The sequence below is a fragment of the Acidithiobacillus concretivorus genome, assembly GCF_018853445.1.
GTDB classification, from domain to species: domain Bacteria; phylum Pseudomonadota; class Gammaproteobacteria; order Acidithiobacillales; family Acidithiobacillaceae; genus Acidithiobacillus; species Acidithiobacillus concretivorus.
The window spans coordinates 1-253 of the sequence record NZ_JABELD010000184.1; the positions used below are offsets into that span (position 1 = coordinate 1).

A 253-nucleotide genomic window follows, 5' to 3' on the forward strand; every position below is an offset into this window, starting at 1 on the left:
TAACGATGCCGCCAGCAACTGCTTTTGCCTGATCTGGATTTTCAGACTTTGTTCCTGGGTATGCAGTGCATCGTATTTGTCGTTTTCCGGGGAGATGAATTCAAACCAGACGACAATGCCCAAAATAACGATAATGATGGCAATGGCAATCAATTTGGTTTTTAACGGCCAGCGGATAATGTCATCCACCTGCAAATTGCGAATTTCGTCGAAAGTCACGGCTGGACCCCCTGTGTGCTCGCTGTCTGAGCGC

1 pseudogene is annotated in these 253 nt (G+C 47.8%); it reads right to left on the bottom strand.

Annotated elements, in window-relative coordinates:
- Positions 1-219, bottom strand: a pseudogene (locus tag HJG40_RS14725) (type IV pilus inner membrane component PilO); the annotation flags it as partial.
- Positions 220-253 lie beyond the last annotated feature (34 nt).